The 26,486-nt window shown below is 65.9% G+C and carries 23 protein-coding genes and 1 pseudogene; 16 read left to right on the forward strand and 8 right to left on the reverse strand.

All coding sequences use genetic code 11. The features are described 5' to 3' along the window. Both ACFW0H_RS19400 and ACFW0H_RS19405 read left to right on the forward strand, forming a co-directional pair. The gene (locus ACFW0H_RS19400; RefSeq protein ID WP_422915487.1) at positions 1–1,134 is read left to right on the forward strand and encodes a uroporphyrinogen-III C-methyltransferase; all 1,134 of its coding nucleotides are present in this window, start codon (positions 1–3) and stop codon (positions 1,132–1,134) included. Further along, positions 1,131–2,381, forward strand: coding sequence for a heme biosynthesis protein HemY (locus ACFW0H_RS19405; RefSeq protein ID WP_422915488.1), 1,251 nt, complete (start codon positions 1,131–1,133; stop codon positions 2,379–2,381). The genes ACFW0H_RS19400 and ACFW0H_RS19405 overlap by 4 nt, the downstream gene beginning before the upstream one ends. A 777-nt stretch (positions 2,382–3,158) precedes the next feature. Here ACFW0H_RS19405 and ACFW0H_RS19410 read toward each other — a convergent pair. Continuing rightward, positions 3,159–4,232, reverse strand: coding sequence for a PQQ-dependent sugar dehydrogenase (locus ACFW0H_RS19410; protein WP_422915489.1), 1,074 nt, complete (start codon positions 4,230–4,232; stop codon positions 3,159–3,161). A 109-nt stretch (positions 4,233–4,341) separates the two neighbouring features. On the opposite strand from ACFW0H_RS19410, the gene ACFW0H_RS19415 reads away from it, so the two are divergent. The 3 genes from ACFW0H_RS19415 (at position 4,342) to ACFW0H_RS19425 (ending at position 7,061) form a co-directional block, all read left to right on the forward strand. Continuing rightward, the gene (locus ACFW0H_RS19415) at positions 4,342–4,833 is read left to right on the forward strand and encodes a disulfide bond formation protein B (protein WP_422915490.1); all 492 of its coding nucleotides are present in this window, start codon (positions 4,342–4,344) and stop codon (positions 4,831–4,833) included. A gap of 314 nt (positions 4,834–5,147) precedes the next feature. Next, positions 5,148–5,618: a sigma D regulator gene (rsd, locus tag ACFW0H_RS19420; protein ID WP_422915491.1), complete on the forward strand. Its 471-nt coding sequence runs from the start codon at positions 5,148–5,150 to the stop codon at positions 5,616–5,618. 255 nt (positions 5,619–5,873) lie between these two features. Next, positions 5,874–7,061 (forward strand): AlgP family protein, encoded by a 1,188-nt coding sequence (locus tag ACFW0H_RS19425; protein ID WP_422915512.1) that lies wholly within the window; start codon positions 5,874–5,876, stop codon positions 7,059–7,061. Here ACFW0H_RS19425 and ACFW0H_RS19430 read toward each other — a convergent pair. Beyond that, positions 7,058–7,522 carry a TIGR02444 family protein gene (locus ACFW0H_RS19430; protein ID WP_422915492.1) on the reverse strand — a complete coding sequence of 155 codons (465 nt, stop codon included), beginning with the start codon at positions 7,520–7,522 and terminating at the stop codon, positions 7,058–7,060. The two genes, ACFW0H_RS19425 and ACFW0H_RS19430, sit on opposite strands and share 4 nt — an antisense overlap. A gap of 50 nt (positions 7,523–7,572) precedes the next feature. On the opposite strand from ACFW0H_RS19430, the gene ACFW0H_RS19435 reads away from it, so the two are divergent. From ACFW0H_RS19435 to ACFW0H_RS19455, 5 genes are all read left to right on the forward strand, one after another. After that, on the forward strand, positions 7,573–9,483 hold the full coding sequence (locus tag ACFW0H_RS19435; RefSeq protein ID WP_422915493.1) for an ATP-binding cassette domain-containing protein: 1,911 nt from the start codon (positions 7,573–7,575) through the stop codon (positions 9,481–9,483). Then, the gene (locus ACFW0H_RS19440; protein WP_422915494.1) at positions 9,483–10,022 is read left to right on the forward strand and encodes a mechanosensitive ion channel family protein; all 540 of its coding nucleotides are present in this window, start codon (positions 9,483–9,485) and stop codon (positions 10,020–10,022) included. Before ACFW0H_RS19435 ends, ACFW0H_RS19440 begins: the two co-directional genes overlap by 1 nt. Positions 10,023–10,096: 74 nt before the next feature. Next, on the forward strand, positions 10,097–10,729 hold the full coding sequence (gene rhtB, locus ACFW0H_RS19445) for a homoserine/homoserine lactone efflux protein (RefSeq protein ID WP_422915495.1): 633 nt from the start codon (positions 10,097–10,099) through the stop codon (positions 10,727–10,729). A gap of 214 nt (positions 10,730–10,943) precedes the next feature. Further along, on the forward strand, positions 10,944–12,833 hold the full coding sequence (locus tag ACFW0H_RS19450; RefSeq protein ID WP_422915513.1) for an FTR1 family protein: 1,890 nt from the start codon (positions 10,944–10,946) through the stop codon (positions 12,831–12,833). 57 nt (positions 12,834–12,890) lie between these two features. Continuing rightward, the gene (locus ACFW0H_RS19455) at positions 12,891–13,343 is read left to right on the forward strand and encodes a YaiI/YqxD family protein (RefSeq protein WP_422915496.1); all 453 of its coding nucleotides are present in this window, start codon (positions 12,891–12,893) and stop codon (positions 13,341–13,343) included. A 245-nt stretch (positions 13,344–13,588) separates the two neighbouring features. On the opposite strand, the gene ACFW0H_RS19460 is transcribed toward ACFW0H_RS19455, so the two are convergent. From ACFW0H_RS19460 to ACFW0H_RS19475, 4 genes are all read right to left on the reverse strand, one after another. After that, complete coding sequence (locus ACFW0H_RS19460) at positions 13,589–14,059, reverse strand: thioesterase family protein (protein ID WP_422915497.1); 471 nt, start codon at positions 14,057–14,059, stop codon at positions 13,589–13,591. Between the two features lie 133 nt (positions 14,060–14,192). Next, the gene (gene elbB, locus ACFW0H_RS19465; RefSeq protein ID WP_422915498.1) at positions 14,193–14,849 is read right to left on the reverse strand and encodes an isoprenoid biosynthesis glyoxalase ElbB; all 657 of its coding nucleotides are present in this window, start codon (positions 14,847–14,849) and stop codon (positions 14,193–14,195) included. A gap of 13 nt (positions 14,850–14,862) precedes the next feature. Next, complete coding sequence (locus ACFW0H_RS19470; RefSeq protein ID WP_422915499.1) at positions 14,863–15,693, reverse strand: dienelactone hydrolase family protein; 831 nt, start codon at positions 15,691–15,693, stop codon at positions 14,863–14,865. A gap of 140 nt (positions 15,694–15,833) precedes the next feature. Next, complete coding sequence (locus ACFW0H_RS19475) at positions 15,834–16,391, reverse strand: DedA family protein (protein WP_422915500.1); 558 nt, start codon at positions 16,389–16,391, stop codon at positions 15,834–15,836. A gap of 235 nt (positions 16,392–16,626) precedes the next feature. On the opposite strand from ACFW0H_RS19475, the gene hemB reads away from it, so the two are divergent. Continuing rightward, positions 16,627–17,640 carry a porphobilinogen synthase gene (hemB, locus tag ACFW0H_RS19480; RefSeq protein WP_422915501.1) on the forward strand — a complete coding sequence of 338 codons (1,014 nt, stop codon included), beginning with the start codon at positions 16,627–16,629 and terminating at the stop codon, positions 17,638–17,640. Positions 17,641–17,660: 20 nt separating this feature from the next. Then, the gene (ppk1, locus tag ACFW0H_RS19485; RefSeq protein WP_422915502.1) at positions 17,661–19,907 is read left to right on the forward strand and encodes a polyphosphate kinase 1; all 2,247 of its coding nucleotides are present in this window, start codon (positions 17,661–17,663) and stop codon (positions 19,905–19,907) included. Between the two features lie 135 nt (positions 19,908–20,042). On the opposite strand, the gene ppx is transcribed toward ppk1, so the two are convergent. Continuing rightward, positions 20,043–21,545, reverse strand: a complete 1,503-nt coding sequence (gene ppx / locus ACFW0H_RS19490; RefSeq protein ID WP_422915503.1) for an exopolyphosphatase — start codon at positions 21,543–21,545, stop codon at positions 20,043–20,045. A 359-nt stretch (positions 21,546–21,904) separates the two neighbouring features. Between ppx and trxA the strand changes: the two genes are divergently transcribed. From trxA to ACFW0H_RS19510, 4 genes are all read left to right on the forward strand, one after another. Continuing rightward, complete coding sequence (gene trxA, locus ACFW0H_RS19495) at positions 21,905–22,231, forward strand: thioredoxin TrxA (RefSeq protein WP_003457525.1); 327 nt, start codon at positions 21,905–21,907, stop codon at positions 22,229–22,231. A gap of 265 nt (positions 22,232–22,496) precedes the next feature. Beyond that, positions 22,497–23,756, forward strand: coding sequence for a transcription termination factor Rho (rho, locus tag ACFW0H_RS19500; protein ID WP_422915504.1), 1,260 nt, complete (start codon positions 22,497–22,499; stop codon positions 23,754–23,756). Between the two features lie 130 nt (positions 23,757–23,886). Next, positions 23,887–25,353, forward strand: a complete 1,467-nt coding sequence (ubiD, locus tag ACFW0H_RS19505; RefSeq protein ID WP_422915505.1) for a 4-hydroxy-3-polyprenylbenzoate decarboxylase — start codon at positions 23,887–23,889, stop codon at positions 25,351–25,353. Beyond that, positions 25,353–26,321, forward strand: a complete 969-nt coding sequence (locus tag ACFW0H_RS19510) for a CDP-6-deoxy-delta-3,4-glucoseen reductase (protein ID WP_422915506.1) — start codon at positions 25,353–25,355, stop codon at positions 26,319–26,321. Before ubiD ends, ACFW0H_RS19510 begins: the two co-directional genes overlap by 1 nt. A gap of 58 nt (positions 26,322–26,379) precedes the next feature. Here the strand turns inward: ACFW0H_RS19510 and ACFW0H_RS19515 are convergent. After that, positions 26,380–26,486: pseudogene (locus tag ACFW0H_RS19515) on the reverse strand (IS110 family transposase); the annotation flags it as partial.

Raw genomic sequence — 26,486 nt, forward strand, 5'->3', positions numbered from 1 at the left:
GTGAGCGAAGCAGAAGCCCCGAAACAAGAGCAACACACCGTAGCCGCCGAACCCGTCACCCCCGCCGCTGCCGCGCCTGCCCCCCGTGGCAATGGTCTGGCCCTGTTCGCCCTGCTGCTGGGCGCCGCTGGCATCGCCGTGGGCGGCTGGGGCCTCTGGCAGGTCCGCAGCCTTGAGTCCCGTGACCAGCAGCAGCTCAGCATGGTCGAGGACGCTCGTGGCCAGACCCGAGCCCTGGCCCAGCGCGAACAGCAGCTCACCCAGCGCCTCGAGGAGCTGCCCAGTGCCGCCGAACTGGACGAGCGTCGCCGTCTGCTGGTGGATCTCCAGGGTGACCAGCAGCAACTGCGCCAGCGCCTGGAAACCATCCTGGGCGCCAGCCGCAAGGACTGGCGCCTGGCCGAGGCTGAGCACCTGCTGCGTCTGGCCAGTCTGCGTCTCTCGGCGTTGCAGGACATCTACAGCGCCACCGCGCTGGTGCAGGCCGCCGACGATATCCTTCGTGAGCAGGACGACCCCGGTGCCTACGCCGCCCGCGAACAGCTGGCCAAAAGCCTGGTGGCCCTGCGCAGCACCCAACAGCCGGACCGCACCGGCCTGTTCCTGCAACTGGGGGCGCTGCGTGACCAGGCCGCGCAACTCAATCCGTTGGTACCGGCCTTCGAAGACAAGGGGGGCGTGCTGATGGACATGGCCGCCGAAGGCGATGGCCGCAGCCGCTGGTCCGAGTGGCTGGAGAAGCTCTCCCATTACTTCCGCATCCAGCTCAATGCCGACCAGGACATCAAGCCGCTGCTGGCCGGACAGGACCTGTCGCGGATCCGCCTCGCCCTGTCGTTGGCCCTGGAGCAGGCCCAATGGGGCGCGCTGCATGGCCAGACCCAGGTCTACCAGCAGTCGTTGCGCCAGGCTCGTGACGTGCTCAATGGCCACTTCAACGATGAAAACCCCGACAGCCGCGCCCTGCTGGCGCGACTCGACGAACTCGCCGGCCAGCCAGTGGAAGTCCAGGCCCCCGACCTCGCGCCCGCGTTGAGCGCATTGCAGGCCTACCTGCAACGCACTCCGGGCGCGGCCGCCGCTGAAACCGGGGAGCCGGATGCCGCCGCGCCGGCCAAGGAGACCGGTCAATGAAGCGCCTGCTCAAGGTCCTGCTGATCCTTCTGGTGATAGGTGCGGCCGCCACCCTGATCGGCATGGCCGTGGCCCAGCACAAGGGCTATGTGCTGGTGGCCTACAAGGGGTTCCGCTACGAATCCACGCTCTGGGCGACCCTGGCGCTGCTGGCGGTACTCTGGCTGCTGTTCGCCGGCCTGCGCTACCTGCTGCGATTGGTGGTGGTGTCTGGCGGTGTGGTCAATCCCTGGTCGCGGCGCAATGCCCGCCGCCGTGCGCGGCTGGCGTCCGAACAAGGCCTGCTGGACCTGGCCGAAGGTCGCTGGGCGCGGGCCCTGCGCCATCTCAAGCGCGCAGCCGAAGGCGATCCGCAGCCGCTGATCTACTACCTGGGCGCCGCCCGCGCCGCGCAGAAGATCGGCCAGACCGAAGAAGCCGAACAACTGCTGGAGCGCGCCCTGGAGCGCCAGCCGCAGGCCGAGCTGGCGATCGCCCTGGCCCATGCCGAGCTGCAGCTGGATCGGGGCGAATCGGATAAGGCCCTGGAAACCCTCAAAGCGGTGCAGGAGCGCCACCCGCGTCACCACCAGGTGTTGCGTCAGTTGCTGCACCTGCACGAAGTGCGCGACGACTGGGCGTCCCTGGTCGGTCTGCTGCCGACCTTGCGCAAGGAGAAGGCGCTACCGGAAAGCCAGCTCGCCGAACTGGAACTGCGTGCCTGGAGCGCGCGCCTGCACCAGGCCGGCGAGGAGGGCCTGAACGAGGGCGAAACCGCCCTGCAGCCCTTGACTCGCGCCTGGCAGCAACTGTCCGCTGCGCAGCGCAATGAGCCGCGTCTGGTGCTGGCATTCGCCGAACAGCTGCGCCGCCTGGGCGCCGAGGAAGAGGCCGAGGAAGTCGTACGCAATGCCATCAAGCGAGGTCACGACGACGCCCTGGTGCGGCTCTATGGCCTGCTGCGCGGTCGCGACCCGGCGCGTCAGCTGCAGACTGCCGAAGGCTGGCTCAAGGAGCATAGCGGCGACGCCACGCTGCTCCTTACCCTGGGTCGCCTGTGCCTGCGCAATCGCCTCTGGGGCAAGGCGCGGGAGTATTTCGAGCGCAGCCTGAACGTGCGCCGCGACCCCGAAACCTGTGCCGAGCTGGCCCGCCTGCTGGCGCAGATGGGCGAGGTCGAGCGCAGCAACCAGCTGTTCCAGGAGGGTCTGGGCCTGCTCGACCAGCGCCTGCCGGCCTTGCCATTGCCGGCCGAGAAGATCGCCTGACAGAAGAAGGCCCGGGTACTCCCCGGGCCTTTTTCGTTACCGGCCCCAGTCTTGCGAAAGGAACTTGCAGGGGCGAATTCGCTCGCCAAGGACAGCGCAGTTCGTAGGATGGTTCGGGCCGCGCTCCGCGAGCTTGCGATACCCATCAGCCCCATCCGCATGGGTATCGCTCCGCTCCACCCATCCTACCTAGCTGACCTAAGGACGGACCTTGTGGGGGCGAATTCATTGGCTATGTCTGCATTAAGTGTTGCTAGAACGTCCTGAGCCAAGCTGATTATCGAGCGGGCGGCGAGTCCCTGTTTCGCCCTCCCGGGCGAGTCCCTTTTGCAAACGACGGATGGCCGCCCCCCAAAAAGGAACCAAAAGGCTTGCCCCTGCATCCGGCCCGGCTTCGCCGGGTCCCCTCGCTCCATCGTTGCGCCGGGGGCCCGGCGTGAGGGGCCATCCATGGCCCCGCACGCCTCTCGCGGCATCCATGCCGCTCGTCCCCCTGCGCAACGATTCCGCTCGGCCTCCTGACGGGGCGCAGTCGCTGCCCCACCTCTTCTGCACAAGTGCAGGAAAAGACCAGGCATCAGGACTGCCGCGCCCTGTCAGGCGCGAGTCACCCCTCTCCCGGCGGGAGAGGGGCCGGGGGTGAGGGAAGTGTCAGGCGGGTACGAAGGTCTGAAGGGGCCGTACTAGACGCTTCTATTCGGTGCTACAACAGCTAACGCAGGCATAGCCAATTCATTCGCCAAAGACAGCGCAGCCGGTGACTCAATTCGCCTGATGTCACGCGTAGTCGATGCGGTAGATGGCGCCGGCGTAGTCATCGCTCACCAGCAGTGCGCCGTCCGGCGTCACCAGCACGTCCGCGGGCCGTCCCCAGACCTGGCCGTCCTCCAGCCAACCCTCGGCGAAAACGCTTTGTCGTTTCAGGCTGCCATCCGGGTTGAGTTCGACCCGCTTGATCCGATAGCCGATCTTCTCGCTGCGATCCCAGGAGCCGTGCTCGGCAATGAACAGGTTGTTGCGGTATTCCCCGGGAAACTGGTTGCCGGTGTAGAAACGCAGGCCGAGTGGCGCCACATGGGGGCCGAGCTTGACGACTGGGGCGACGAATTCGCTGCAGGGATGTTGGGAGAATTTCGGGTCCGCCACGTCGCCGGCATGGCAGTAAGGGAAGCCGAAATGCTGGCCGATTTTCTCCAGGCGATTCAGCTCGCAGTCCGGAACGTCATCGCCCATCAGGTCGCGACCGTTGTCACTGAACCAGAGCTCGCCGGTTTGCGGATGCCAGTCGAACCCCACGGTATTGCGCACACCCCGCGCTACCAGCTCCAGACCGCTGCCGTCGGCGTTCATGCGGTGGATGGCGGCGTAGATATCGGGGTCCTCGTCGCAGACGTTGCACGGCGCGCCCACGGGCACGTAGAGCTTGCCGTCGGGGCCGAAGGCGATGAATTTCCAGCCGTGATGAGTCTCGCGGGGAAAGTCCGCGAACACCACCTCGGGCTCGGGGGGTGAGTCGAGCCGCGACTCTATGTCGCGCAGGCGAAGGATCCGGCTGACTTCGGAGACGTAAAGGTCACCATCCTTGTAGGCCACACCAACGGGCAGCTGTAATCCGCTGGCAATGGTGCGGACCGTCCCGCTCGCCGGGTCCAGCGCATAGACCTTGCCCGCGGCGTTGCTGCCCACGAAAAGCGTACCGCGCTTGCCCCAGGCCATCTCCCGGGCATTGGGCAGTTGGTCGCTCAGGAGCGTGATGCGAAAGCCCTCGGGAAGTTTGATGCGCTCCAGCGGCAGGGCCGCATCAGCCAGCCAGGGCAACATGAGCAGCGACAACAGGAGCAGCCGACGCATGGGGTTCCTCTCCAGACAGGCAACCTCCTCCAGCCTAGACGGTCGCCTTGAAAGGCCCCCGTCCTTTCCACTACCGTAACGCCCTTCCCGTCAATCCAACGGAGCCGCCATGTCCCTGGCCAGCCCGCGTTCACTGTTCCTGCTCGCTTTCCTCGCTTGCGTCGCCGTCATGGGCGGTGCGCTGTACCTTGAGCACGCTTTGGGTCTCGAGCCTTGCCCGCTGTGCATCGTCCAGCGCATTTTCATCATTGCCTTCGGCATCGTCTGCCTGATCGCCGCGCTGCATGGTCCGGAGCGTACCGGGCAGCGCGTCTACGCGGTGCTGACTCTGTTGTTCGCCGCCGGCGGCGCCGCCACGGCCGGACGCCAGGTCTGGTTGCAGAGCGTGCCGGCCGACCAGCTTCCAGCCTGCCTGCCGAGCCTGGATTACATGATGGAAGCCCTGCCGTTCCAGGACATCGTCAAGCTGATGCTGCACGGCACTGCCGATTGCGCGGAAGTGACCTGGACCCTCTTCGGCATGAGCATCCCCGAGTGGAGCCTGCTGGCCTTTGCCGGCTGCATCTTTTTCTCGCTCTACCAGTTGCTGCGCCGCGTCTGAGCGAGGGGGGCGCATGGCATGCCCATGCGCCTCTCGCGCAGCGTGCCCACGCCTTCCGCCACTGCGCCAATACGCCACGCCCCTGCCAGACCTCAGGCCAGACGGGCCGTGGGCTATCGTTTAAACGCCCGTATGAATTTTTTCCTGCCAGTGCCTTGATGGCACTGCTCGGCGGGCATAATCTGGCCCGCACGCGCCGCCGGAATATTGCCGTTTTGGTGGCGCCTTCCCAAGATCTTGCACCGGTCGACAAAAAACCGTCTCGGAGCAGACGTATAACGGCATTACCGAATTAGGGAAGTGAGGTCGTCACCATGCTCGAAAGTTGCCAGAACGCTCAGGAACGTTGGGGTGGCGTGCACCAGCTGATCGACCGCTGGTTGCAGGAACGCCATGAGCTGGTCCGTGTATTCAGCTCGCTGAGCGAAAAACCCCAGGCCCCCAGTGCCAACGCAGAAGGGCTGCAAAGGTTTTGTGAGGTCCTGCTGGACTATGTTTCCGCGGGGCATTTCGAGGTCTACGAGCAACTGCTCAACGAGGCGAAAGCGTTTGGCGACCAACGCGGCCTCGACCTCGCCAAGCAAATCTATCCGCGCATCGAAGCCATCACCGAAGTCGCGCTGGCCTTCAACGACCGTTGCGACAACGGCGACTGCCGTGACATCTGCCTGAGCACTGAGCTCACTCAACTCGGGCAATTGCTCCACGAACGCTTCGAGCTGGAAGACTGCCTGATCGAAGTGCTGCACAACGCCCACCAGGGTCAGGCCTCGCAACCGGCCTGATTCCCTGTCCTGCCGGCGCTGGATTCGGGGGAGTCTCATCCCGCTGCATCCCCGATTCCAGAGCCTTCCTGGCGTTGCCAAGCGGTCGGCGCTAACAGGGTTCCCCGGCCTCGCAGTTCCGGGTCCGGATCGTAACGCGGAACCTTGCACCGGCAATCAGTCGCAGAGCCTGGGCGGGCGGAATGGCGCGGCCTCTGGCGACTCGCGAAACAGGCGACTAGTATGGGCCAAATAACGCCCGCCAGGAGGCATACCATGTCGGCCAAGAAGAAGCCCGTAAGCACCCCGCTGCACCTGTTGCACCAGCTTTCCCACAGCCTGCTCGAACACCTCGAAAAAGCCTGCGCCCAAGCTTCGGTCGACGCCGAACAATTGCTGACCAAGCTGGAGAAGCAACGCGGCAAGACCCAGGAAAAACTCCACGCCGCGCGCACCAAGCTGCAGGACGCCGCCAAGGCCGGCAAGGCCAAGGCGCAAGCCAAGGCCAAGGACAGCATCGGCGAACTCGAGACCCTGCTGGACACCCTGAAGAATCGCCAGGCCGAAACCCGCGCCTATATCGCCCAGCTCAAGCGTGACTCCCAGGAGAGCCTGAAGCTCGCCCAGGGTGTCGGCAAGGTACGTGAAGCCGCGAGCAAGGCCTTGAGCGGCCGCGAGGCCAAACCGGCAGCCACCAAGGTCGCTGCGAAACCGGCCGCCAGGCCAGCGGCCAAAGCTGCCGCTAAACCTGCTGCCAAGCCGGCCGCGAAGGCTGCCGCCGCCAAGCCCGTTGCCAAGCCGGCCGCGAAAGCTGCAGCCGCCAAGCCTGCTGCCAAGCCCGCCGCGAAAACTGCCGCCGCCAAGCCCGCTGCGAAGCCCGCCGCGAAAGCTGCAGCCGCCAAGCCCGCTGCGAAGCCCGCCGCGAAAGCCGCAGCCGCCAAGCCTGCTGCGAAGCCCGCCGCGAAAGCCGCAGCCGCCAAGCCTGCTGCGAAGCCCGCCGCGAAAGCTGCAGCCGCCAAGCCCGCCGCGAAGCCGGCCGCTAAAGCCGTTGCCGCCAAGCCTGCTGCGAAGCCCGCCGCGAAAGCCGCAGCCGCCAAGCCCGCTGCTAAAGCCGCCGCGAAGCCTGCTGCCAAGCCGGCTGCAAAAGCTGCGGCCAAGCCTGCTGCGAAGCCGGCCGCCAGCGCCGCGAAACCTGCTGCCGCCGCCAAGCCAGCTACCGCTGCAAAACCGGCTACCAAGCCTGCCGCGGCCAAGAAACCTGCTGCCAAGCCCGCCGTGAAGAAAGCTGCTCCGACCAAACCGGCCGCCGCCCAGCCCGCCGCTCCGGCAGTGCCCGCCAAGCCGGCAGTCGCTGCTTCGGTCGCACCGACTGCTCCGACCCCTGTTCCGGCCGCAGCACCGGTCGCCAGCGTGGCACCGGCCGGCAGCAACAGTGCTGCTGCACCGACCTCGCCGTCGAACTAAAGCGCCAGGGCCGCGACGCGCAAGAAATCGAGCGCGTCGCGGTCTGCTCCTTCCAGCCCTGGGTAGCTGCCTAGCAGCCAGGCTTCGACCTGCTCCACACCGATCTCCGTCCAGCCATCGGTGGCGCCTTCCAGCTTTGCCAGCAACTTGCGCTCGGCTTCCAGTTCCAGTGCCTTGATCTGCTCCCGCAACCCCGCCAGCGCCGGATCGTCCTGCGCTTGTGCGCGCCAGTTCTGGCGCAGTACTCGCAAGGGCTTCACCACCTGTTCCTGCCAGGGCTCGCAAACCCCCTTCAACCTGTCCAGCCGGGGCGCATCGAATGCCGCACCGCGCCGTCCCAGCCAGCAGGCGGTGAGCAGCAGGCAGACGTCGGCACCACCCTCCTGCAGGTGCAGGCACGCCCGCTCGACACCGGGTGCGGTGTAGAGGCGCAGGGAAAAGGTCCACAGGTCTGAAGGCATGGCGCTCCTCGGGCGGCGGGGCGGCGAAGCTGATAAACTCCGCCGCCATCATGATCCGACTGCAAAATCTCACTCTACAGCGTGGTCCTCAGCGCCTGCTAGAAGGCGCCGAACTGACCCTGCACGCCGGCCAGAAGGTCGGCCTCATCGGCGCCAATGGTGCCGGCAAATCCAGCCTCTTTGCCCTGCTGCGTGGCGAGTTTGGCCCGGACGCCGGCGACTGCCAGTTGCCCGCGGATTGGCGCATCGCCCACATGCGCCAGGAAGTGGACAACCTCGAGCGCCTGGCCGTGGACTACGTGCTCGATGGCGACCAGCATCTGCGCCAGGTACAGCGTGACCTCGCCGTGGCTGAAGCGGGCCATGACGGCACCGCCATCGCCCGGCTGCACATCGAGTTGGACAGCGCCGACGGCTACACGGCTGATGCCCGTGCCCGCAAGCTGCTGGCCGGCCTCGGCTTCACCGCCGAGCAGATGGACCGCCGTGTCGGCGACTTTTCCGGCGGCTGGCGGATGCGCCTTAACCTCGCCCAGGCGCTGATGTGCCCATCCGAGCTGCTGCTGCTCGACGAACCCACCAACCACCTCGACCTCGACGCCATCCTCTGGCTCGAAGAGTGGCTCAAGGGATATCCGGGTACCCTGCTGCTGATCTCCCACGACCGCGACTTCCTCGACTCGGTGGTGGATAACATCGCGCATCTCGAACAGCGCAAGCTGACGCTCTATCGTGGCGGCTACTCGGCCTTCGAGCGCACCCGCGCCGAACGCCTGGCGCAGCAGCAGCAGGCCTACGAGAAGCAGCAGGCGCAGCGTGCGCACATGGAAAGCTTTATCGCCCGCTTCAAGGCCAAGGCCACCAAGGCCCGCCAGGCGCAGAGTCGGATCAAGGCCCTGGAGCGCCTGGAAGAGTTGGCGCCGGCCCATGTGGATTCGCCCTTCGACTTCGGTTTCCGCGAGGCCGACAAGATCTCCAGTCCGCTGCTGGACCTGGCCGAAGGCCGCCTCGGCTATGGCGACAAGGCCGTGTTGCAACAGGTCAAGCTGCAGCTGGCGCCGGGTGCGCGCATCGGCCTGCTCGGCCCCAATGGCGCGGGCAAGTCGACGCTGATCAAGACCCTCTCCGGCGACCTCGATCCCCTTGGCGGACGCCTCGCCCGCGGCGAGAACCTGGCCATCGGCTATTTCGCCCAGCACCAGCTGGACGCCCTCGATGCCAAGGCCAGCCCGCTGCTGCACCTGCAGCGCCTCGCGCCCAGCGAACGCGAACAGACCCTGCGCGACTTCCTCGGTGGTTTCGACTTCCGTGGCGATCGCTGCGACGACGCGGTGGTCAATTTCTCCGGTGGCGAGAAGGCGCGCCTGGCCCTGGCGTTGATCGCCTGGCAGAAGCCCAACCTGCTGCTGCTGGACGAACCGACCAACCACCTCGACCTGGAAATGCGCCTGGCCCTGACCATGGCCCTGCAGGATTTCGCCGGTGCCGTGCTGGTGGTGTCCCACGACCGGCACCTGCTCAAGAGCACCACCGACGAATTCCTCCTGGTGGCCGATGGCCGCGTGCAGAGCTTCGACGGCGACCTCGACGACTATGCGCGCTGGTTGGTTGATTACCGCGCGCGCCAGGCGCCCGTGGCCAGTGCGCCGGTGAATCCGGACAAGACCGACAAGCGCGCCCAGCGCCAGGCCGCCGCCGCCCTGCGCCAGCAATTGGCACCGCACAAGAAGGAGGCCGACAAGCTGGAGAAGGACCTGGGCAAGGTGCACGAACAGCTGGCCGGCGTCGAGGAACGCCTGGGCGATTCCGCCCTCTACGAGGCGGCGCGCAAGGACGAGCTGCGTGACCTGCTGGCCGAGCAGGCGCGCCTGAAGGGCCGCGAGGCCGAACTGGAAGAGGCCTGGCTCCTGGCCCTGGAAACCCTGGAGGAGCTGCAGCGGCAACTGGAGGCCGCGGACTGATGGATGACCTGCAACTGCTGACCGCCTGGAGCGAGCCGCTGATCCGTGCGGCGCAGGTGCTCCTGATCATCCTGCTGGCCTGGCTGGTGCAGCGCATCGTCACCCGGGGTATCTCCCGTCTCGGCCTGCGCTATCCCCAGTTGCCCCAGGAGTTGCTGCAGCCCCTGCGCGGCCTGCTGCGCTGGATGATCCTCGGCAGTGCCTTCATGCTGGTGCTGGAGCGCTTCGGCGTGTCGGCGGAGGTCCTCTGGGCGGCCCTGACCGGCTTCACCGCCGTGGCGGCGGTGGCGTTCTTCGCCATCTGGAGCGTGCTCTCCAACATGTTCTGCGCGGTGTTGATCTTCTCCCTCGGCCCCTTCCGCATGGGCGACCGGGTGGAGGTGGTGGAGAGCGCCGACAAGCAAGGCGTGAAGGGCAGGGTGATCGCCATCAACCTGTTCTACACCACCCTCGAAGATCTCAGCGAGGAGAACCACGGCGCCCAGGTGCAGGTGCCCAACAGCCTGTTCTTCCAGAAGGCGGTACGCCGCTGGCGCTGACGGTACTGTGCAGCGCCAGTGCGAAGGGGTAGGCTCTGCGGCCTGCCCCTTTTTCGTTTCCTGAGGTATCCGCCATGGCGCTCGAGACCTGGCTCGCTTTCCTGGTCGCCTGCTGGGTGATCAGCCTGTCACCGGGTGCTGGTGCCATCGCATCCATGTCCTCCGGCCTGCAATATGGCTTCTGGCGCGGCTACTGGAACGCCCTCGGCCTGCAGATCGGCCTGGCCCTGCAAATCGCCATCGTCGCTGCCGGTGTCGGCGCCATCCTCGCCGCGTCGGCCCTGGCCTTCAGCCTGATCAAGTGGTTCGGTGTGGTTTATCTGGTGTATCTGGCGGTCAAGCAATGGAAGGCGCTGCCCAGCGCGATGGCCAACGATTCCGCCGAGCGTCCCATCGGCCGTCCTCTCACCCTGGTGCTACGCGGCTTCCTGGTGAACTTCAGCAACCCCAAGGCGATCGTCTTCATGCTCGCCGTGCTGCCCCAGTTCATCGACCCTCACGCACCGCTGGTGGAGCAGTACCTGGTGATGGGCGCGACCATGATCACGGTCGACCTCATCGTCATGGCCGGCTACACCGGACTGGCCGCCCGTGTCCTGCGCCTGCTGCGCACCCCACGCCAGCAGCGGGTGATGAACCGCAGCTTCGCCGCCCTGTTCGTCGGCGCCGCGGCGCTGCTGGCCACGGTTCGCCGCGCGCCGGTCTGAGATCCCGTACCTGTCGGCGGGCGCCCGCTCGCCGACGTCCTTCCTTCCCGCAAGATAGTTCCTGCGCTCGTTGAACCTCCGGGAAACCCGATGCCGGAAGGCCTCCATCTCCCTTCTGCGGCAAGGTGGCGCCATCCGGAATGACATTCGGGGGTTGAGCTCCATCGTCAGGAAAGTAACAATTCCACTCCCCATTCTCATTTGAGATTGAATGATGTTCACCATTCCGAGATTCCTCGGCTGGCTGCTGATGCCCCTGTTGGCCGTCTGCAGCTTCAGCCTGATGGCCGACCAGGCCGACGGCGCCGCCCAGGCGCTGCACCTGCTCAGCTACATTGGTGCCGATTACCCGGCCACCGTGGTCGATGGCAGGGTCATCGACAGCAGCGAATACCGCGAGCAGATCGAATTCCTCGGTGTGCTTCAGGGCCTGATCGTCGCCCTGCCGGCCCGCGACGGCCAGAAGGACCTGGAGCAGGGTGTCGCCAGCCTGCGCCAATCCATCGAAAGCAAGCAGGACGGTGCCGGCGTGGCACGCCAGGCACGCCAGTTGGCCACCCGGCTGGCGGCGGCCTACGAGGTCAGCCAGGCGCCGCTGATCACCCCCGACCCGGCCCGCGCCGCGCCGCTCTATGCCCAGCATTGCAGCGTCTGCCATGGCGACAGTGGTGCCGGGGATGGTCCGGCAGGCATGGGCCTGGAGCCGCCGCCGGCCAATCTGCGCGACCAGGCGCGGATGGATCGGATGAGCCTCTACGACCTCTACAACACCCTTGGCCTGGGTGTCGAAGGCACTGACATGCCGGCCTTCGCCGACCAGTTGGACGACCGCCAGCGCTGGGACCTGGCCAGCTACATCGCCGGATTCAGCGCCGACGCTGTGGTGAAGGGTGAGGCCATCCCGATGGGGGAACTGGCCGGCCGCACGCCGGAGGAGGTGGGCGCCAGCCAAGGGCCCGCCGCCCAGGCGCTGTTCCGCGCCCAACGTGCCCAGCCGCCGATGCAGCAGCGTGGACCCAAGGAGCTGATCGGGCATACCCGCGCCACCCTGGAACAGAGCCTCAAGGCCTACCGCGAGGGCGACGCGGAACAGGCCTACGACCTCTCGGTGGCGGCTTACCTGGAAGGTTTCGAGCTGGTGGAAAGCTCACTCGACAACCTCGACGCCGTGCAGCGCAAGACCACCGAGCGCGCGCTGATGGCCTATCGGCAGGCCCTGCAGGACCGCCAGTCGGTGGGTCAGGCGGCGCAACTGCTGGAGCAGGCCAGGGCCGAGCTGGAGAAGTCTGCCGAGCTGCTGGGCGGCGATGGCCTGAGCGGTTCGCTGAGCTTCGTCTCCAGCCTGCTGATCCTGCTGCGCGAAGGCCTGGAAGCCATCCTGGTGCTGGCGGCGATCCTCGCCTTCCTGCGCAAGACCGGCCAGGAGCACGCGGTCCGCAGCGTCCATGCCGGCTGGGGTCTGGCGATCGTCGCCGGCTTCGCCACCTGGGCGGTGGCGGCCTTCCTGATCGACGTCGGCGGCGCCCAGCGTGAGCTGATGGAAGGATTCACCGCGCTGTTCGCCTGCGTCATGGTGCTCTGGCTCGGCGTGTGGATGCACGACCGCCGCCACGCCGCCGCGTGGCAGAGCTACATCAAGCAGCACCTGCTCGGCAGCAGCGGCCGCTTCGGCTTCGCCACCCTGGCGTTCTTCTCGGTGTACCGCGAGCTGTTCGAAGTGATCCTCTTCTACGAGACCCTCTGGCTGCAGGCCGGTCCGGCCGGCCACGGCATGGTCATCGCCGGCGCGGCGACCGCCCTGGTGCTGCTGGTGGGCCTGGCCTGGGTCATCCTGCGCGGCTCGGCGAAGCTGCCCCTGGGCACCTTCTTCACCGCCAACGCCATCCTGCTCTGCGCCCTGTCGGTGGTATTCGCCGGTCACGGCGTGGCGGCGCTGCAGGAAGCCGGCGTGCTCGGCACCCGGCCGGTGGCCTTCTTCGAGTTCGACTGGCTGGGCATCCATCCGGACGCCTATACCCTGTCGGCGCAAGGGGCGGCGCTGTTGGCGATTGCGGTGCTCTACGGCCGCAGCTGGCTGCGCGAGCGCAGCACGGCGCCCGCCTGAATGGAGGGCGAGGGGTGTAAACTCCTCGCCCTTTCTTCTTTTCTGGATGGAATCGCGATGCGCGTCTGGATCGATGCCGACGCCTGCCCCCGGGCGGCCAAGGACCAGGTGATCAAGTTCGCCTTGAAGCGCAAGTTCGAAGTCGTGCTGGTGGCTGGGCAGAGTCAGGTCAAGCCGACCTTCGCCTGCGTGCGCCTGGTGGTGGTGCCGAGCGGTCCCGATGCTGCCGATGATTACCTGGTGGATAACGCGGTGCCGGGCGAACTGGTGATCTGCAGCGATGTGCCGCTCGCCGACCGGTTGGTGAAGAAGGGTGTGGTGGCCCTGGACCCGCGCGGCCGCGAATTCGACGAGCGCAACATGGGCGAGCGCCTGGCGGTGCGCAACCTGCTCACCGACCTGCGTGACCAGGGTCAGATGGGCGGTGGCCAGGCCGCCTATGGCGAGAAGGATCGGCAGGCGTTCGCCAATTCCCTGGACAGATTACTGACCCGCCTGACGCGGGGCTGATAGCCTGACTTCTCTTGCCTGGAGTGAGAGAAGCTTTGCGTAGGGTGAAAATCCGCGTGGCGGATTTACACCGGGGCGGTGGATAGAAAAGCGCTATCCACCCTACGGCACTTGTCGAGCAAGTGAGGGACGCCGCCCCAGATCCCGTAGGTTGGCGCCGAGCGCAGCGAGGCCCAACAGCACGCACCTGGTCAAAGTCACGCTGGGCTTCGCAGGCTCAGCGCCAGCCTACGAAGGCTCCGCGTTCAACCGCAGAGGTAGGTGCCGGTGCCCACCGCAACCAGGGTGCCGTCGTCGGCGTGCAGTTCCGAGCGAACCACGGCCACCTTGTTGCCTGAGCGCAGCAGCACGGCGGTGGCGGTGAAATGGCGGCCGCGGCCGGGACGCAGATAGTCGATGCGCAGGTCGATGGTGCCTAGCTTCGAAAGCCGCGTCATGCGCTCCGCTGTGGATAAGTGCTGGTGCCGCTCGAACGCACCGATCAGCGCCATGGCGCCGCCCACCACGTCCAGCAGGCTGGAAATCACTCCGCCATGGAGGATGCCGTGGACGAAGTTGCCGATCAGTTCGTCTTTCATCGGCAGGTGCATCACCACCTTGTCGGTGCTCATCTCGCCTAGCTGGATGCCGAGCACGCGGTTGAAGGGAATGCGTTCGAAGAAGCCGGCTACCGCCTGCTGCAGTTCCGGGGTGAGGATGAAATCGGTCTGGCTCATGGTGCCTCCTGCGAGCGTCGATGAGCCGACGCTGCCGTACAAGCGGCACGGGTGCCAAGGGGGACGGCGGGAGAAGCGGACGGATTGGCCGGATCGACATGGGCGGGCGACCAGCGCCACCCGCCCGCGGGGTTCAGTGGGCCAGTTCCAGCACCCGGTCCACCAGCTTGTAGATGCCGGCAGCGGCTTCGCTGATGGACTGCGCCAGCATGTACGCCGGGGTGGTCACCAGCTTGCGCTTCACGTCTTCGACGATTTCGCTGACCACGCACTCGGCGTGCTGGGCACCCATCTCCGCGAGGGCGGCGGCGGTGCCGGCGTCGTTGCCGATGGTGCAGATCACGCCTTCGCCGTAGATCTTCGCGGCCAGCGCGGGGGCGATGCAGATCAGTCCCACCGGTTTGCCAGCCTCGGCGAAGTCGCGGGCGGCGGCGAGGACGTCGGGCTGCACGGTGCAGTTGGCTCCGCTGATGGCGAAGTCGGAGAGGTTCTTCGCTGCACCGAAGCCACCGGGCACGATCAGGGCGTCGAAATCGGCGGCAGCCAGTTCACGCACGTCCTTGACCTCGCCGCGCGCGATGCGTGCCGACTCCACCAGTACGTTGCGGCTCTCCGGCATCTCTTCGCCGGTGGTGTGGTTGATCACATGGTGCTGCGCGATGTTCGGCGCGAAGCACTGGACCTTGGCGCCGCGCTGGTCCAGGCGCAGCAGGGCGATCACGCTCTCGTGGATCTCCGCGCCGTCGTATACGCCACAGCCGGACAGGATCACGGCAACTTTCTTGGTCATGGACATCTCCAGGTCATTGGGCCGGTCCGAGGTTCTCGCGCAGGAACGCCAGGGCGCGTTTCTGGGCATCCTGGGCCGGGCCGGGTTGGTAGGTATTCAGGTCGCTGCGCTGGTCGAAGACGTGGTCGGCCTCGCCGTACTGCACCAGTTCCAGGCGCTGGCCGTCCAGGCTGTCGAGGGCCGAGATGCACTGCTGGTGGTCGGTGATGTGGTCCTTGCCACCGAGGAACATCAGTACCGGCGTGTGGTGCTCCAGACCTTCGCGCAGGTGGGCGGGGAAACCGCAATAGGGGTAGTAGGTGATCACGCCGCGCACGCCGGCCAGCGCCCCTTTGCCGGTGGCGGGAAAGCCGTGGCCGGCGGCGCCGTCGTAGGAGAGCGCGTCGAGAATGGTCCAGCCACCGTGGGAGTAGCCCAGCAGGGCCAGCCTGGCGCTGTCGATGGCCGGGTTGCGGCGCGCCAGGGCCAGGGCGGCGTAGACGTCGATGGCGCGCTCGTTGCCCCACAGCTGCTTGCCGTCGCACACCGGATGCCAGTCCTCGATGCCGCGGGCCTTGTTGCTGTCGACGAAGAGTGCCGCATAACCGGCGGGCAGCAGCCAGGATTTGACGTTGCGCACGAAGTTGGGGCTCTGGCCGTTGCAACCATGGAACACCAGCACCGTCGGGAACGGGCCGCGGCCTTCCGGGGTGAAGAGGCTGAGGTGAGGTGTCAGGCGCTGCTCCGCCGCGGCCAGGTCGACTGTCTGTGGCAGGAGGGCGGCGCGATAGGGAAAGAGGCCGAGCAGGGCAGCGCAGGCCAGGAGGAGCAGGGCGATCAGGGCGGGTTTGAGGAATCTGCGCATGCTGTCGTCATAGGCCGCTTGGATTGGCACGCCATGCCGCGGGACCGGGCCGGCTGCGGGGGAGCATCTTCTCGAGCAATCCTAGCAGGCCGCGGATTGGCGCCGCGAGCATGGCCCGACTCGAGGTGCCTTCGTCCGGATCAGCGCTTGCCGTTGCTGCGCAGGCGACGGCGCAGCCAGAGGACGCCGCCGATGGCCAGCAGGCCGCCGAGCACCATCAACTCGTAGCGCTTGAGGTTGCCCAGCATGCCTTCGAGCACGGCGCCGAAGTGGAAGGCGGCGAATCCCAGGGCCAGGGCCCAGATCAGCGCGCCGATGCCATTGAGGATGAGGTAGCGCAGCGGCGGGTAGCCGGACAGGCCGATGGCCACCGGCATCACGGTGCGCAGGCCGTAGACGAAGCGGAAGGTCAGTACCCAGATATCCGGATGGCGGCGGATGTGGGCCAGCGCGCGGTCGCCCATGGCCTGCCAGCGCGGTTTGCGGGAGAGGATCTGGCGCCCCTTGTGGCGGCCCAGGTAGTACCAGAGCTGGTCGCCGGCGTAGCTGCCGAAGAACGCGGTGGCTACCACGGCATTGATGTCCATGTAGCCCCGGAAGGCCAGAAAACCGGCCAGGACCAGGATCGTCTCACCCTCGAAGAAGGTGCCGAGGAAGAGGGCGAAGTAGCCGAAATCCTGGAGAAATTGTTGCAGCATGGTTGGCTTGCGCAGCGAAATGAACGCGAAGCCTAACCGGGTTGGCGCCCCGGGGAAAGCTCCGGCCCGCGCCGAATGCCATCAGATTGATCCCGGACAAGGCATGGACGCGCCAGGGTGCCGGCGCCACGCTGGTCGACGCGACCACGGGTCGCTGTCGCGCATTGTTACCATTCGGTCATAATCGGCCTTTATATTTGTCACACTGCGTCCGTTCCGGGCCCTGGAGTCTGCTGTGAGCTTTACCCCCGCCAATCGCCTGTTCCCCGCAACCCGCCTGCGCCGCAACCGCCGTGATGATTTCTCCCGCCGGCTGGTTCGCGAGAACGTCCTGACCGTCGATGACCTGATCCTGCCGGTATTCGTCCTGGACGGCGAGAACCGGCGCGAAGCGGTGTCGTCGATGCCCGGCGTCGAGCGCCTGTCCATCGACCTGCTGCTCAAGGAGGCCGAGGCCTGGGTCCAGTTGGGCATCCCGGCGCTGGCCCTGTTTCCGGTGACTCCGCTGGAGAAGAAATCCCTCGATGGCGCCGAGGCCTGGAACCCGGATGGCATCGCCCAGCGCGCCATCCGCGCACTGCGCGACCGTTTCCCGGAACTCGGCGTGATCAGCGACGTGGCCCTGGACCCCTTCACCACCCACGGCCAGGACGGCATCCTTGACGAGAATGGCTACGTGCAGAACGACGTGACCGTCGATGCGCTGGTCAAGCAGGCGCTGTCCCACGCGCAGGCCGGCGCCCAGGTGGTGGCCCCCTCGGACATGATGGACGGCCGCATCCAGGCCATCCGTGAGGCCCTGGAACTGGCCGACTTCCCCAACGTGCGCATCATGGCCTACTCGGCCAAGTACGCCAGCGCCTACTACGGCCCCTTCCGCGACGCCGTCGGCTCCGCTGCCAACCTCGGCAAGGCGAACAAGGCCAGCTACCAGATGGACCCGGCCAACACGGACGAAGCGCTGCACGAAGTGGCAGCGGACCTCGCCGAAGGCGCCGACATGGTGATGGTCAAGCCGGGCATGCCCTACCTCGACATCGTTCGTCGGGTGAAGGATGAATTCCGCGTGCCGACCTTTGTCTATCAGGTCAGTGGCGAGTACGCCATGCACATGGCGGCGATCCAGAACGGCTGGCTCAGCGAGGCGGTCATCCTCGAATCCCTGGTGGCCTTCAAACGCGCCGGCGCCGATGGCATCCTCACCTATTTCGCCGTACGCGCCGCAGAAATGCTCAAGACGGGAGCCTGATCTCCCCCCAGGAACTGCAGATGAACACCGAAGGACTCAACCCCAGCGCATTGCTCGAACCCCTGAAGGAGGCCACCGAGCTTCCGGTGGCCCCTCCGGCTCCCGAGGCACCCGTCGCCGACGCGGCGCCCGTCCCGGCCCCTGTGCCTGCCCCGGCACCGGCTCCGGCCCCGGCTCCGCTGGTGGTGCCGAGCCTGGATGACAGCAGCCTGTATATCCATCGTGAACTGTCCCAGCTGCAGTTCAACATCCGCGTGCTGGAACAGGCGCTGGATGAGTCCTATCCCTTGCTCGAACGTCTGAAGTTCCTGTTGATCTTCTCCAGCAACCTGGACGAGTTCTTCGAGATCCGCGTCGCCGGCCTGAAGAAGCAGATCACCTTCGCCCGCGAAAAAGCCGGCGCCGACGGCCTGCTGCCGCATCAGGCGATGGCGCGCATCAGCGAACTGGTGCACGAGCAGGTCAGCCGCCAGTACAGCATCCTCAACGACATCCTGTTGCCGGAGCTGGCCAAGCACCAGGTCAACTTCATTCGCCGCCGTTACTGGACCGCCAAGCTCAAGAGCTGGGTGCGCCGCTACTTCCGCGACGAGATCGCGCCGATCATCACCCCCATTGGCCTGGACCCGACGCACCCCTTCCCGCTGCTGGTGAACAAGAGCCTGAACTTCATCGTCGAGCTCGAAGGCGTGGACGCCTTCGGCCGCGATTCCGGCCTGGCGATCATTCCGGCGCCGCGCCTGCTGCCGCGGGTGATTCGCGTGCCCGAGGACATCGGCGGTCCGGGGGACAACTTCGTCTTCCTGTCCTCGATGATCCATGCCCATGCCGATGACCTGTTCCCCGGCATGAAGGTGAAGGGCTGCTACCAGTTCCGCCTGACCCGCAACGCCGACCTCTCGGTGGACACCGAGGACGTCGACGACCTGGCCCGTGCCCTGCGCGGCGAACTGTTCTCCCGTCGTTACGGCGACGCGGTGCGCCTGGAAGTGGCCGACACCTGCCCGAAACAGCTGTCGGACTACCTGCTCAAGCAGTTCGGCCTGACCGAGAACGAGCTGTATCAGGTCAACGGACCGGTGAACCTCACCCGCCTGTTCAGCATCACCGGCCTGGAAAGCCACCCGGAGCTGCAGCATCCCTCCTTCACGCCGGTGATCCCCAAGCTGCTGCAGAAGGTCGAGAACCTGTTCAACGTGGTGGGCAAGCAGGACATCCTGCTGCTGCACCCCTTCGAGTCCTTCACCCCGGTGGTGGATTTCCTGCGCCAGGCGGCCAAGGACCCCAGCGTCCTGGCCATCAAGCAGACGCTCTACCGCGCCGGCGCCAACTCCGAGATTGTCGACTCCCTGGTGGAAGCGGCGCGCAATGGCAAGGAGGTCACCGTGGTGATCGAACTGCGCGCGCGCTTCGACGAGGAATCCAACCTGCAGCTGGCGAGCCGTCTGCAGGAAGCCGGCGCCGTGGTGATCTACGGGGTGGTCGGCTTCAAGACCCACGCCAAGATGATGCTGATCCTGCGGCGCGAGAACGGCGAGCTGCGCCGCTATGCCCACCTGGGCACCGGCAACTACCACGCCGGCAACGCGCGCCTGTACACCGACTACAGCCTGCTGACCGCCGACGACGCTCTCTGCGAGGACTTGCACAAGCTGTTCAACCAGCTGATCGGCATGGGCAAGACCCTGCGCATGAAGAAGCTGCTGCACGCGCCCTTCACCCTGAAGAAGACGCTGCTCGACATGATCACCCGCGAGGCCCAGCACGCCAGCGAAGGCAAGCCGGCGCACATCATGGTCAAGGTCAACGCCCTGACCGATCCCAAGGTCGTCCGCGCGCTGTACAAGGCCAGCCAGAGCGGCGTGCGCATCGACCTGGTGGTGCGTGGCATGTGCTGCCTGCGTCCGGGCATTCCCGGGGTCTCGCACAACATCCAGGTGCGCTCGATCATCGGCCGCTTCCTCGAACACAGCCGGATCTACTACTTCCTCAATGGCGGCGACGAGAAGATGTACCTCTCCAGCGCCGACTGGATGGAGCGCAACCTCGACATGCGCGTCGAGACCTGCTTCCCGGTGGAGGGCAAGAAACTGCTGACGCGGGTGAAGAAGGAGCTGGAGGCCTACATCACCGACAACACCCAGAGCTGGGTGTTGCAACCGGATGGACGCTACCTGCGCAACAGCCCGAGCGGCAACCAGAACTCGCGCAACGCCCAGGCCACCTTGCTGGACAAACTGATCAACTTGCCCGTCGGCGTGCGCTGAACGGGAGCATGAAAAACGGGGCCCGAGGGCCCCGTTTCTGTTCAGCATTGGTGGAAATCCACTTCGTGGATTTCCACCCTACGGATCACGCAAGTAGGGTGGAAAGCGCTCTTCTTTCCACCGCCAGGTCCGTGATCAGTTCACCGTCAGCTCGAAATCGATGCGTTTCAGCCACGCGGCTTCCTGTTCGAAGTCCGCCTGGGTCAGCGGGTTGGCCTCCAGCCAGCCCTCCGGGAAGCGCACCTCGAACCTGTTGTCCGAGGCGCTCAGCTTCACCTTCGGCATGACCGAGGTGCCGCGGATGTGGTGGAAGAGGATGGCGAAGCGCAGCAGCACGCACAGGCGCAGCAGCTTGACGCCTTCCTCGCCGAACTCGGCGAATCTGTCCTTGGGGATGTTGCGGCGATGGCCGCGCACCAGCAGCGCCAGCATCAGCTGGTCCTGGCGGGAAAAGCCGGCGAGGTCGGAGTGCTCGATCAGGTAGGCGCCGTGCTTGTGGTAGTGGTAGTGGGCGATGTCCATGCCGATCTCGTGGACCCGCGCGCCCCAGAGCAGCAGGTCGCGGTGCCAGTCATCGTCCAGTCCCCAGCTGTCGGCGACCTGCTCCAGGGCAGACAGCGCCTTGGCCTCGACCCGCGCGGACTGTTCGAGGTCCACGTGGCAGCGCTCCATCAGCGCGCTCAGGGTGCGTTCGCGAACGTCCTCGTGGTGGTGGCGGCCCAGCAGGTCATAGAGTACGCCTTCGCGCAGGGCGCCTTCGGAGTGGGCCATGCGCTTGAGTTCGAGGGCTTCGAAGATCGCCTCGGTGATCGCCAGGCCAGCCGGGAAGATGGGGCGGCGGTCGGGCTTGATGCCGTCGAGGTCGAGCTTCTCCACATCGCCCAGCTTGAACAGCTTGCGCTTGAGCCAGGCCAGGCCTTCCGGATTGATTTCGCCACTGCCGAGGCCTGCGGCCTGGATCGCCAGGCCCACCGCGCGGATGGTGCCTGAGGCGCCCACCGCTTCCTGCCAGCCGAGGCGGCGCAGGCTGTATTCGATGCCCATCAGCTCCAGGCGCGCGGCAGTGTAGGCCTGCGCGTAGCGGGCCGGAGTGATCTTGCCGTCGCGGAAGTAACGCTGGGTGTAGCTCACGCAACCCATCTGCAGGCTTTCCCGCAGTTGCGACTCGAAGCGCTGGCCAATGATGAATTCGGTGCTGCCGCCGCCGATATCCGCTACCAGGCGGCGGCCGGGGGCGTCCGGCAGGGTATGGGAGACGCCGAGGTAGATCAGGCGCGCTTCCTCGCGGCCGGAGATGACCTCCACCGGGTGGCCGAGGAGTTCCTCGGCGCGACGGATGAATTCGGCGCGGTTGTGGGCTTCGCGCAGGGCGTTGGTGCCGACGATGCGCACCGCGCCTTCCGGCAGGCCGGCGATCATCTGGGCGAAGCGGCGCAGGCACTCGAGGCCGCGCTGCATGGCTTCCTCGCTCAGGTTGCGCTCTTCATCCAGGCCCGCCGCCAACTGCACCTTGTCGCCGAGTCGCTCCAGTATGCGGATCTCGCCGTGGTCGGACTTGGCCACCACCATGTGGAAGCTGTTCGAGCCGAGGTCGATGGCGGCGATCAGGGACGGGATTTCGGCAGGCTTTTGCGGCATGATTTCGGGTCTCGAGGCTGAACCGCGCAATCCTGCCATGGTTGTCCGATCGCGCCAACGTGAATAGCGGTACGGTCGTGCCAATCCTGTGCGGGCTGGGCGCGGGTGCAGGAAGCGGTTTTTCTGGCCAATAGCTGGCTGTGCAAACTATAGGTGGGATATGACAGTCGCGCGTCGCCAGCGGCTTCGGTCCGTCCCGGCGGCACGCGCGTCGGCAGGTGGATTGACGTCGCGGCGCTCATCCATCAGTTTTGCCCCGTAGTGCGATAGCGAAGCTCAATCGCCCTCTGCTTTCGGTCCCGGAAAAGCCGGGCTATGATGGCTCCACTTTTTTGCTTCCGAACCACGGAGATTGTTCCATGAGCGAATTCATCACCAACGTCACCGATGCCAGCTTCGAGCAGGACGTGCTCAAGGCCGACGGCGCGGTGCTGGTCGACTACTGGGCCGAGTGGTGCGGTCCGTGCAAGATGATTGCCCCGGTCCTCGACGAGATTGCCAAGGACTACCAAGGCAAGCTGAAGGTCTGCAAGCTGAACATCGACGAGAACCAGGACACCCCGCCGAAGTACGGCGTGCGTGGCATCCCGACCCTGATGCTGTTCAAGAACGGCAACGTCGAAGCCACCAAGGTAGGCGCCCTGTCCAAGTCCCAGTTGGCCGCCTTCCTCGACGCCAACATCTGATCCCGCGCGGCCTTCGGTGCCGCCAGGCAGACATCAGTTGCGTCCCCGAGAAGCCCCGCCGAATGCGGGGCTTTTTCATGGAACTGCACTAGACTCCCCGTTGCACCGGTGTTACATTCGGGGCGCTGCTTTTTTCACGCAGCCCTCCACGCCGTCGCCGACGCACTCCAAATTCGAATAAGCACAGCGATCCTGTCGCCTTCTCTGCGGCGCGGCCTAAAAAGCTCAACGCTTTCCCTTCCCCATTTCTATCTACGTCATTCCTATGAATCTGACCGAACTCAAGCAAAAGCCGATTGGCGAACTTCTGGAAATGTCCGAAGCCATGGGCCTCGAGAACATGGCCCGTTCGCGCAAGCAGGACATCATCTTCGCCCTGCTGAAAAAGCACGCAAAAAGCGGCGAGGAGATCTCCGGTGACGGCGTGCTGGAGATTCTCCAGGACGGCTTCGGCTTCCTGCGCTCCGCCGACTCTTCCTACCTGGCCGGCCCGGACGACATCTACGTCTCGCCCAGCCAGATCCGCCGCTTCAACCTGCGGACCGGCGACACCATAGTCGGCAAGATTCGTCCTCCGAAGGAAGGCGAGCGTTACTTTGCGTTGCTCAAGGTCGATTCCATCAACTACGACCGTCCCGAGAACGCCAAGAACAAGATCCTGTTCGAGAACCTCACGCCCCTGTTCCCCAATGAGCGCCTGAAGATGGAAGCCGGCAACGGCTCCACCGAAGACCTCACCGGCCGCGTGATCGATCTCTGCGCGCCGATCGGCAAGGGCCAGCGTGGCCTGATCGTCGCCCCGCCGAAAGCGGGCAAGACCATCATGCTGCAGAACATCGCGGCCAACATCACCCGCAACAACCCCGAGTGCCACCTGATCGTCCTCTTGATCGACGAGCGTCCGGAAGAAGTGACCGAGATGCAGCGCACCGTGCGCGGCGAAGTGGTCGCCTCCACCTTCGACGAGCCGCCGACCCGCCATGTGCAGGTCGCCGAGATGGTGATCGAGAAGGCCAAGCGCCTGGTCGAGCACAAGAAGGACGTGGTCATCCTGCTGGACTCCATCACCCGTCTGGCCCGTGCCTACAACACCGTGATCCCCAGCTCCGGCAAGGTGCTCACCGGTGGTGTCGATGCCCATGCCCTGGAGAAGCCCAAGCGTTTCTTCGGCGCCGCGCGCAACATCGAGGAAGGCGGCTCGCTGACCATCCTCGCCACCGCGCTGATCGAAACCGGCTCGAAGATGGATGAAGTCATCTACGAAGAGTTCAAGGGCACCGGCAACATGGAACTGCCGCTGGACCGCCGCATCGCCGAGAAGCGCGTGTTCCCGGCCATTAACATCAACAAGTCCGGTACCCGCCGCGAAGAGTTGCTGACTGCCGAGGACGAACTGCAGCGCATGTGGATCCTGCGCAAGCTGCTGCACCCGATGGACGAGATCGCCGCCATCGAGTTCCTGCTCGACAAGCTCAAAGACACCAAGACCAACGACGAATTCTTCCTGTCGATGAAGCGCAAGTAAGTCTTGGATGTGCCACAAGGGCCGGGGAAACCCGGCCTTTGCGTTTCCGTGGTGGCCCCTTGTCCTTCTGAATAACCTTGTTCGGCGCTAAACTTTGCGCCCCGACCTGCACGCCCTGAGAGGCTCAAGCATGCAGTATCGCGATCTGCGCGAATTCATCAGTGGCCTGGAACAGCGTGGCGAGCTCAAACGCATCGCCACTCCGGTGTCCCCGGTCCTGGAAATGACCGAAATCTGCGACCGCACCCTGCGCAAGCAGGGCCCGGCGTTGCTCTTCGAAAAGCCCACGGGCTTCGACATCCCCGTGCTCGGCAATCTCTTCGGCACCCCGGGGCGCGTAGCCCTCGGCATGGGCGCCGAGGATGTCGGCGAGCTGCGCGAGATCGGCAAGCTGCTGGCCTTCCTCAAGGAACCCGAGCCGCCCAAGGGGCTGAAGGACGCCTGGTCCAAGCTGCCGATCTACAAGAAGGTCATCAGCATGGCGCCCAAGGTGCTGAAGGATGCGCCCTGCCACGAAGTGATAGAGGAGGGCGACGACGTCGACCTTGGCAGGTTGCCGATCCAGCATTGCTGGCCGGGCGACGTGGCGCCGCTGATCACCTGGGGCCTGACCATCACCCGGGGCCCGAACAAGGAGCGGCAGAACCTCGGCATCTACCGCCAGCAGGTGATCGGCCGCAACAAGGTCATCATGCGCTGGCTCAGCCATCGCGGCGGTGCGCTGGACTACCGCGAGTGGTGCCAGAAGCATCCGGACAAGCCCTACCCGGTGTGCGTGGCCCTGGGCGCCGATCCGGCGACCATCCTCGGCGCCGTCACGCCGGTGCCGGACACTCTGTCCGAGTACGCCTTCGCCGGCTTGCTGCGTGGCAACCGTACCGAACTGGTCAAGGCCATCGGCTCGGACCTGCAGGTCCCGGCCAGCGCCGAGATCGTCCTCGAAGGGGTAATCCATCCGGGCGAGATGGCCGACGAGGGTCCCTACGGCGACCACACCGGCTACTACAACGAAGTGGACCGCTTCCCGGTGTTCACCGTGGAGCGCATCACCCGCCGGCAAAAGCCCATCTACCACAGCACCTATACCGGTCGGCCGCCGGATGAACCGGCCATCCTCGGCGTGGCGCTGAATGAAGTCTTCGTGCCCATACTGCAGAAGCAGTTCCCCGAGATCACCGACTTCTACCTGCCGCCGGAAGGCTGCTCCTACCGCATGGCGGTGGTGACCATGAAGAAGCAGTACCCGGGCCACGCCAAGCGCGTAATGCTGGGTGTCTGGTCGTTCCTGCGACAGTTCATGTACACCAAGTTCGTCATAGTCACCGACGACGACGTCAATGCGCGGGACTGGAACGACGTGATCTGGGCCATCACCACGCGCATGGACCCCAAGCGCGACACGGTGATGATCGACAACACGCCGATCGACTACCTGGACTTCGCTTCCCCCGTTTCCGGCCTCGGTTCGAAGATGGGCCTGGACGCCACCCACAAGTGGCCTGGCGAGACCAGTCGCGAATGGGGCCGGGTGATCGTTCAGGACGAAGCGGTCAAGCGCCGCGTCGATGAGCTCTGGTCTTCTCTGGGAATCGATTGATGCGTGTCACCCTGCAACCCTCCGGCGCGGTCCTCCAGACGGCTCCCAACGAGCGCATCCTCGATGCGGCACGCCGCCTCGGCTACGACTGCCCGCAAAGCTGCCGCAACGGCAACTGCCATGTCTGTGCGGCATTGCTGGTGGAGGGGCGGGTACGCCAGGGCGGCGCCGAGCTGAGCCAGGGCGAGTTGTTCACCTGCCTCGCCGAGCCCCTGGAAGACTGCGTGCTGCACTGGGACGGGGTGCTGGCGCCGGGCGAGTTGCCGGTGCGCAGCCTGAGCTGCCAGGTCAGCGAGTGCGCGCCGGTGGGCGGCGATGTCTGGCGCGTGCGCCTGCGCGCGCCGGCGGGCAAGCCGCCGCGCTACCACGCCGGGCAGTACCTGTTGATCGAGCGCGACGATGGCGAGTCCTCGGCCTTCTCCATGGCCTCGGCGCCCAGCGCCGGACGCGACCTCGAGCTGCACATCCTCGGTCGCGAGAACAGCGCCATCGCCCTGCTCGAACAGTTGCAACGCACCCGCCTGGCCAAGGTGAAGATGCCCTTCGGCGACACCCACCTGGCGGAGCTGCCCGAGGGGCCGCTGGTGCTGATCGCCGCAGGCACCGGCATGGGCCAGATGCACAGCCTGATCGAGCATTGCCGCGCCAGCGGTTTCAAGTACCCGGTGCATCTGTACTGGGGGGTGCGCCAGCCCGGCGACTTCTACGAGCTGGCCCACTGGGACGAATGGCGGCGTCTGGACAACCTCTTCCTGCACCAGGTGGTCAGTGACCAGTGCGGTTGGCAGGGCCGTTGCGGCCTGCTGCACGAGGCGGTGTGCGAGGACTTCCCGGACCTCAAGTCGCTGCGTGTCTACGCCAGCGGCTCGCCGGCCATGGTCTACGCCACCCTGGACGCCCTGGTGGCGGCGGGGATGGATGCCCACCAGATGCGCGCGGACGTGTTCGCCTACGCACCACGGTCCTGAAATGCAAGAAGGCTGCCCCGAGGCGGCCTTCTGCTTTTCGTAGATACCGTCTTGCCCCTTAGTGGGCAAGGGCCAGTTTCGGATCGAATGGCCGACCCGATTTCAGCACGCCATAGGCGATGTGCAGCAGCTTGCGCATCGCCGCGCAAACGATCTGCTTGCCCG

Source organism: Metapseudomonas cellulosilytica (assembly GCF_049334135.1).
Taxonomy (GTDB): domain Bacteria; phylum Pseudomonadota; class Gammaproteobacteria; order Pseudomonadales; family Pseudomonadaceae; genus Metapseudomonas.

Coding starts and splice junctions, on each gene's coding strand:
- ACFW0H_RS19435 (WP_422915493.1), top strand. CDS start 7,573: ATGATCCGACTGCAAAATCTCACTCTACAGCGTGGTCCTCAGCGCCTG.
- elbB (WP_422915498.1), bottom strand. CDS start 14,849: ATGACCAAGAAAGTTGCCGTGATCCTGTCCGGCTGTGGCGTATACGAC.
- ACFW0H_RS19475 (WP_422915500.1), bottom strand. CDS start 16,391: ATGCTGCAACAATTTCTCCAGGATTTCGGCTACTTCGCCCTCTTCCTC.
- ACFW0H_RS19410 (WP_422915489.1), bottom strand. CDS start 4,232: ATGCGTCGGCTGCTCCTGTTGTCGCTGCTCATGTTGCCCTGGCTGGCT.
- rhtB (WP_422915495.1), top strand. CDS start 10,097: ATGGCGCTCGAGACCTGGCTCGCTTTCCTGGTCGCCTGCTGGGTGATC.
- ppx (WP_422915503.1), bottom strand. CDS start 21,545: ATGCCGCAAAAGCCTGCCGAAATCCCGTCCCTGATCGCCGCCATCGAC.
- ubiD (WP_422915505.1), top strand. CDS start 23,887: ATGCAGTATCGCGATCTGCGCGAATTCATCAGTGGCCTGGAACAGCGT.
- ACFW0H_RS19430 (WP_422915492.1), bottom strand. CDS start 7,522: ATGCCTTCAGACCTGTGGACCTTTTCCCTGCGCCTCTACACCGCACCC.
- ACFW0H_RS19510 (WP_422915506.1), top strand. CDS start 25,353: ATGCGTGTCACCCTGCAACCCTCCGGCGCGGTCCTCCAGACGGCTCCC.
- ACFW0H_RS19425 (WP_422915512.1), top strand. CDS start 5,874: ATGTCGGCCAAGAAGAAGCCCGTAAGCACCCCGCTGCACCTGTTGCAC.
- trxA (WP_003457525.1), top strand. CDS start 21,905: ATGAGCGAATTCATCACCAACGTCACCGATGCCAGCTTCGAGCAGGAC.
- ACFW0H_RS19415 (WP_422915490.1), top strand. CDS start 4,342: ATGTCCCTGGCCAGCCCGCGTTCACTGTTCCTGCTCGCTTTCCTCGCT.
- rho (WP_422915504.1), top strand. CDS start 22,497: ATGAATCTGACCGAACTCAAGCAAAAGCCGATTGGCGAACTTCTGGAA.
- ACFW0H_RS19460 (WP_422915497.1), bottom strand. CDS start 14,059: ATGAGCCAGACCGATTTCATCCTCACCCCGGAACTGCAGCAGGCGGTA.
- ACFW0H_RS19450 (WP_422915513.1), top strand. CDS start 10,944: ATGTTCACCATTCCGAGATTCCTCGGCTGGCTGCTGATGCCCCTGTTG.
- ACFW0H_RS19405 (WP_422915488.1), top strand. CDS start 1,131: ATGAAGCGCCTGCTCAAGGTCCTGCTGATCCTTCTGGTGATAGGTGCG.
- ACFW0H_RS19440 (WP_422915494.1), top strand. CDS start 9,483: ATGGATGACCTGCAACTGCTGACCGCCTGGAGCGAGCCGCTGATCCGT.
- ACFW0H_RS19455 (WP_422915496.1), top strand. CDS start 12,891: ATGCGCGTCTGGATCGATGCCGACGCCTGCCCCCGGGCGGCCAAGGAC.
- ppk1 (WP_422915502.1), top strand. CDS start 17,661: ATGAACACCGAAGGACTCAACCCCAGCGCATTGCTCGAACCCCTGAAG.
- rsd (WP_422915491.1), top strand. CDS start 5,148: ATGCTCGAAAGTTGCCAGAACGCTCAGGAACGTTGGGGTGGCGTGCAC.
- ACFW0H_RS19470 (WP_422915499.1), bottom strand. CDS start 15,693: ATGCGCAGATTCCTCAAACCCGCCCTGATCGCCCTGCTCCTCCTGGCC.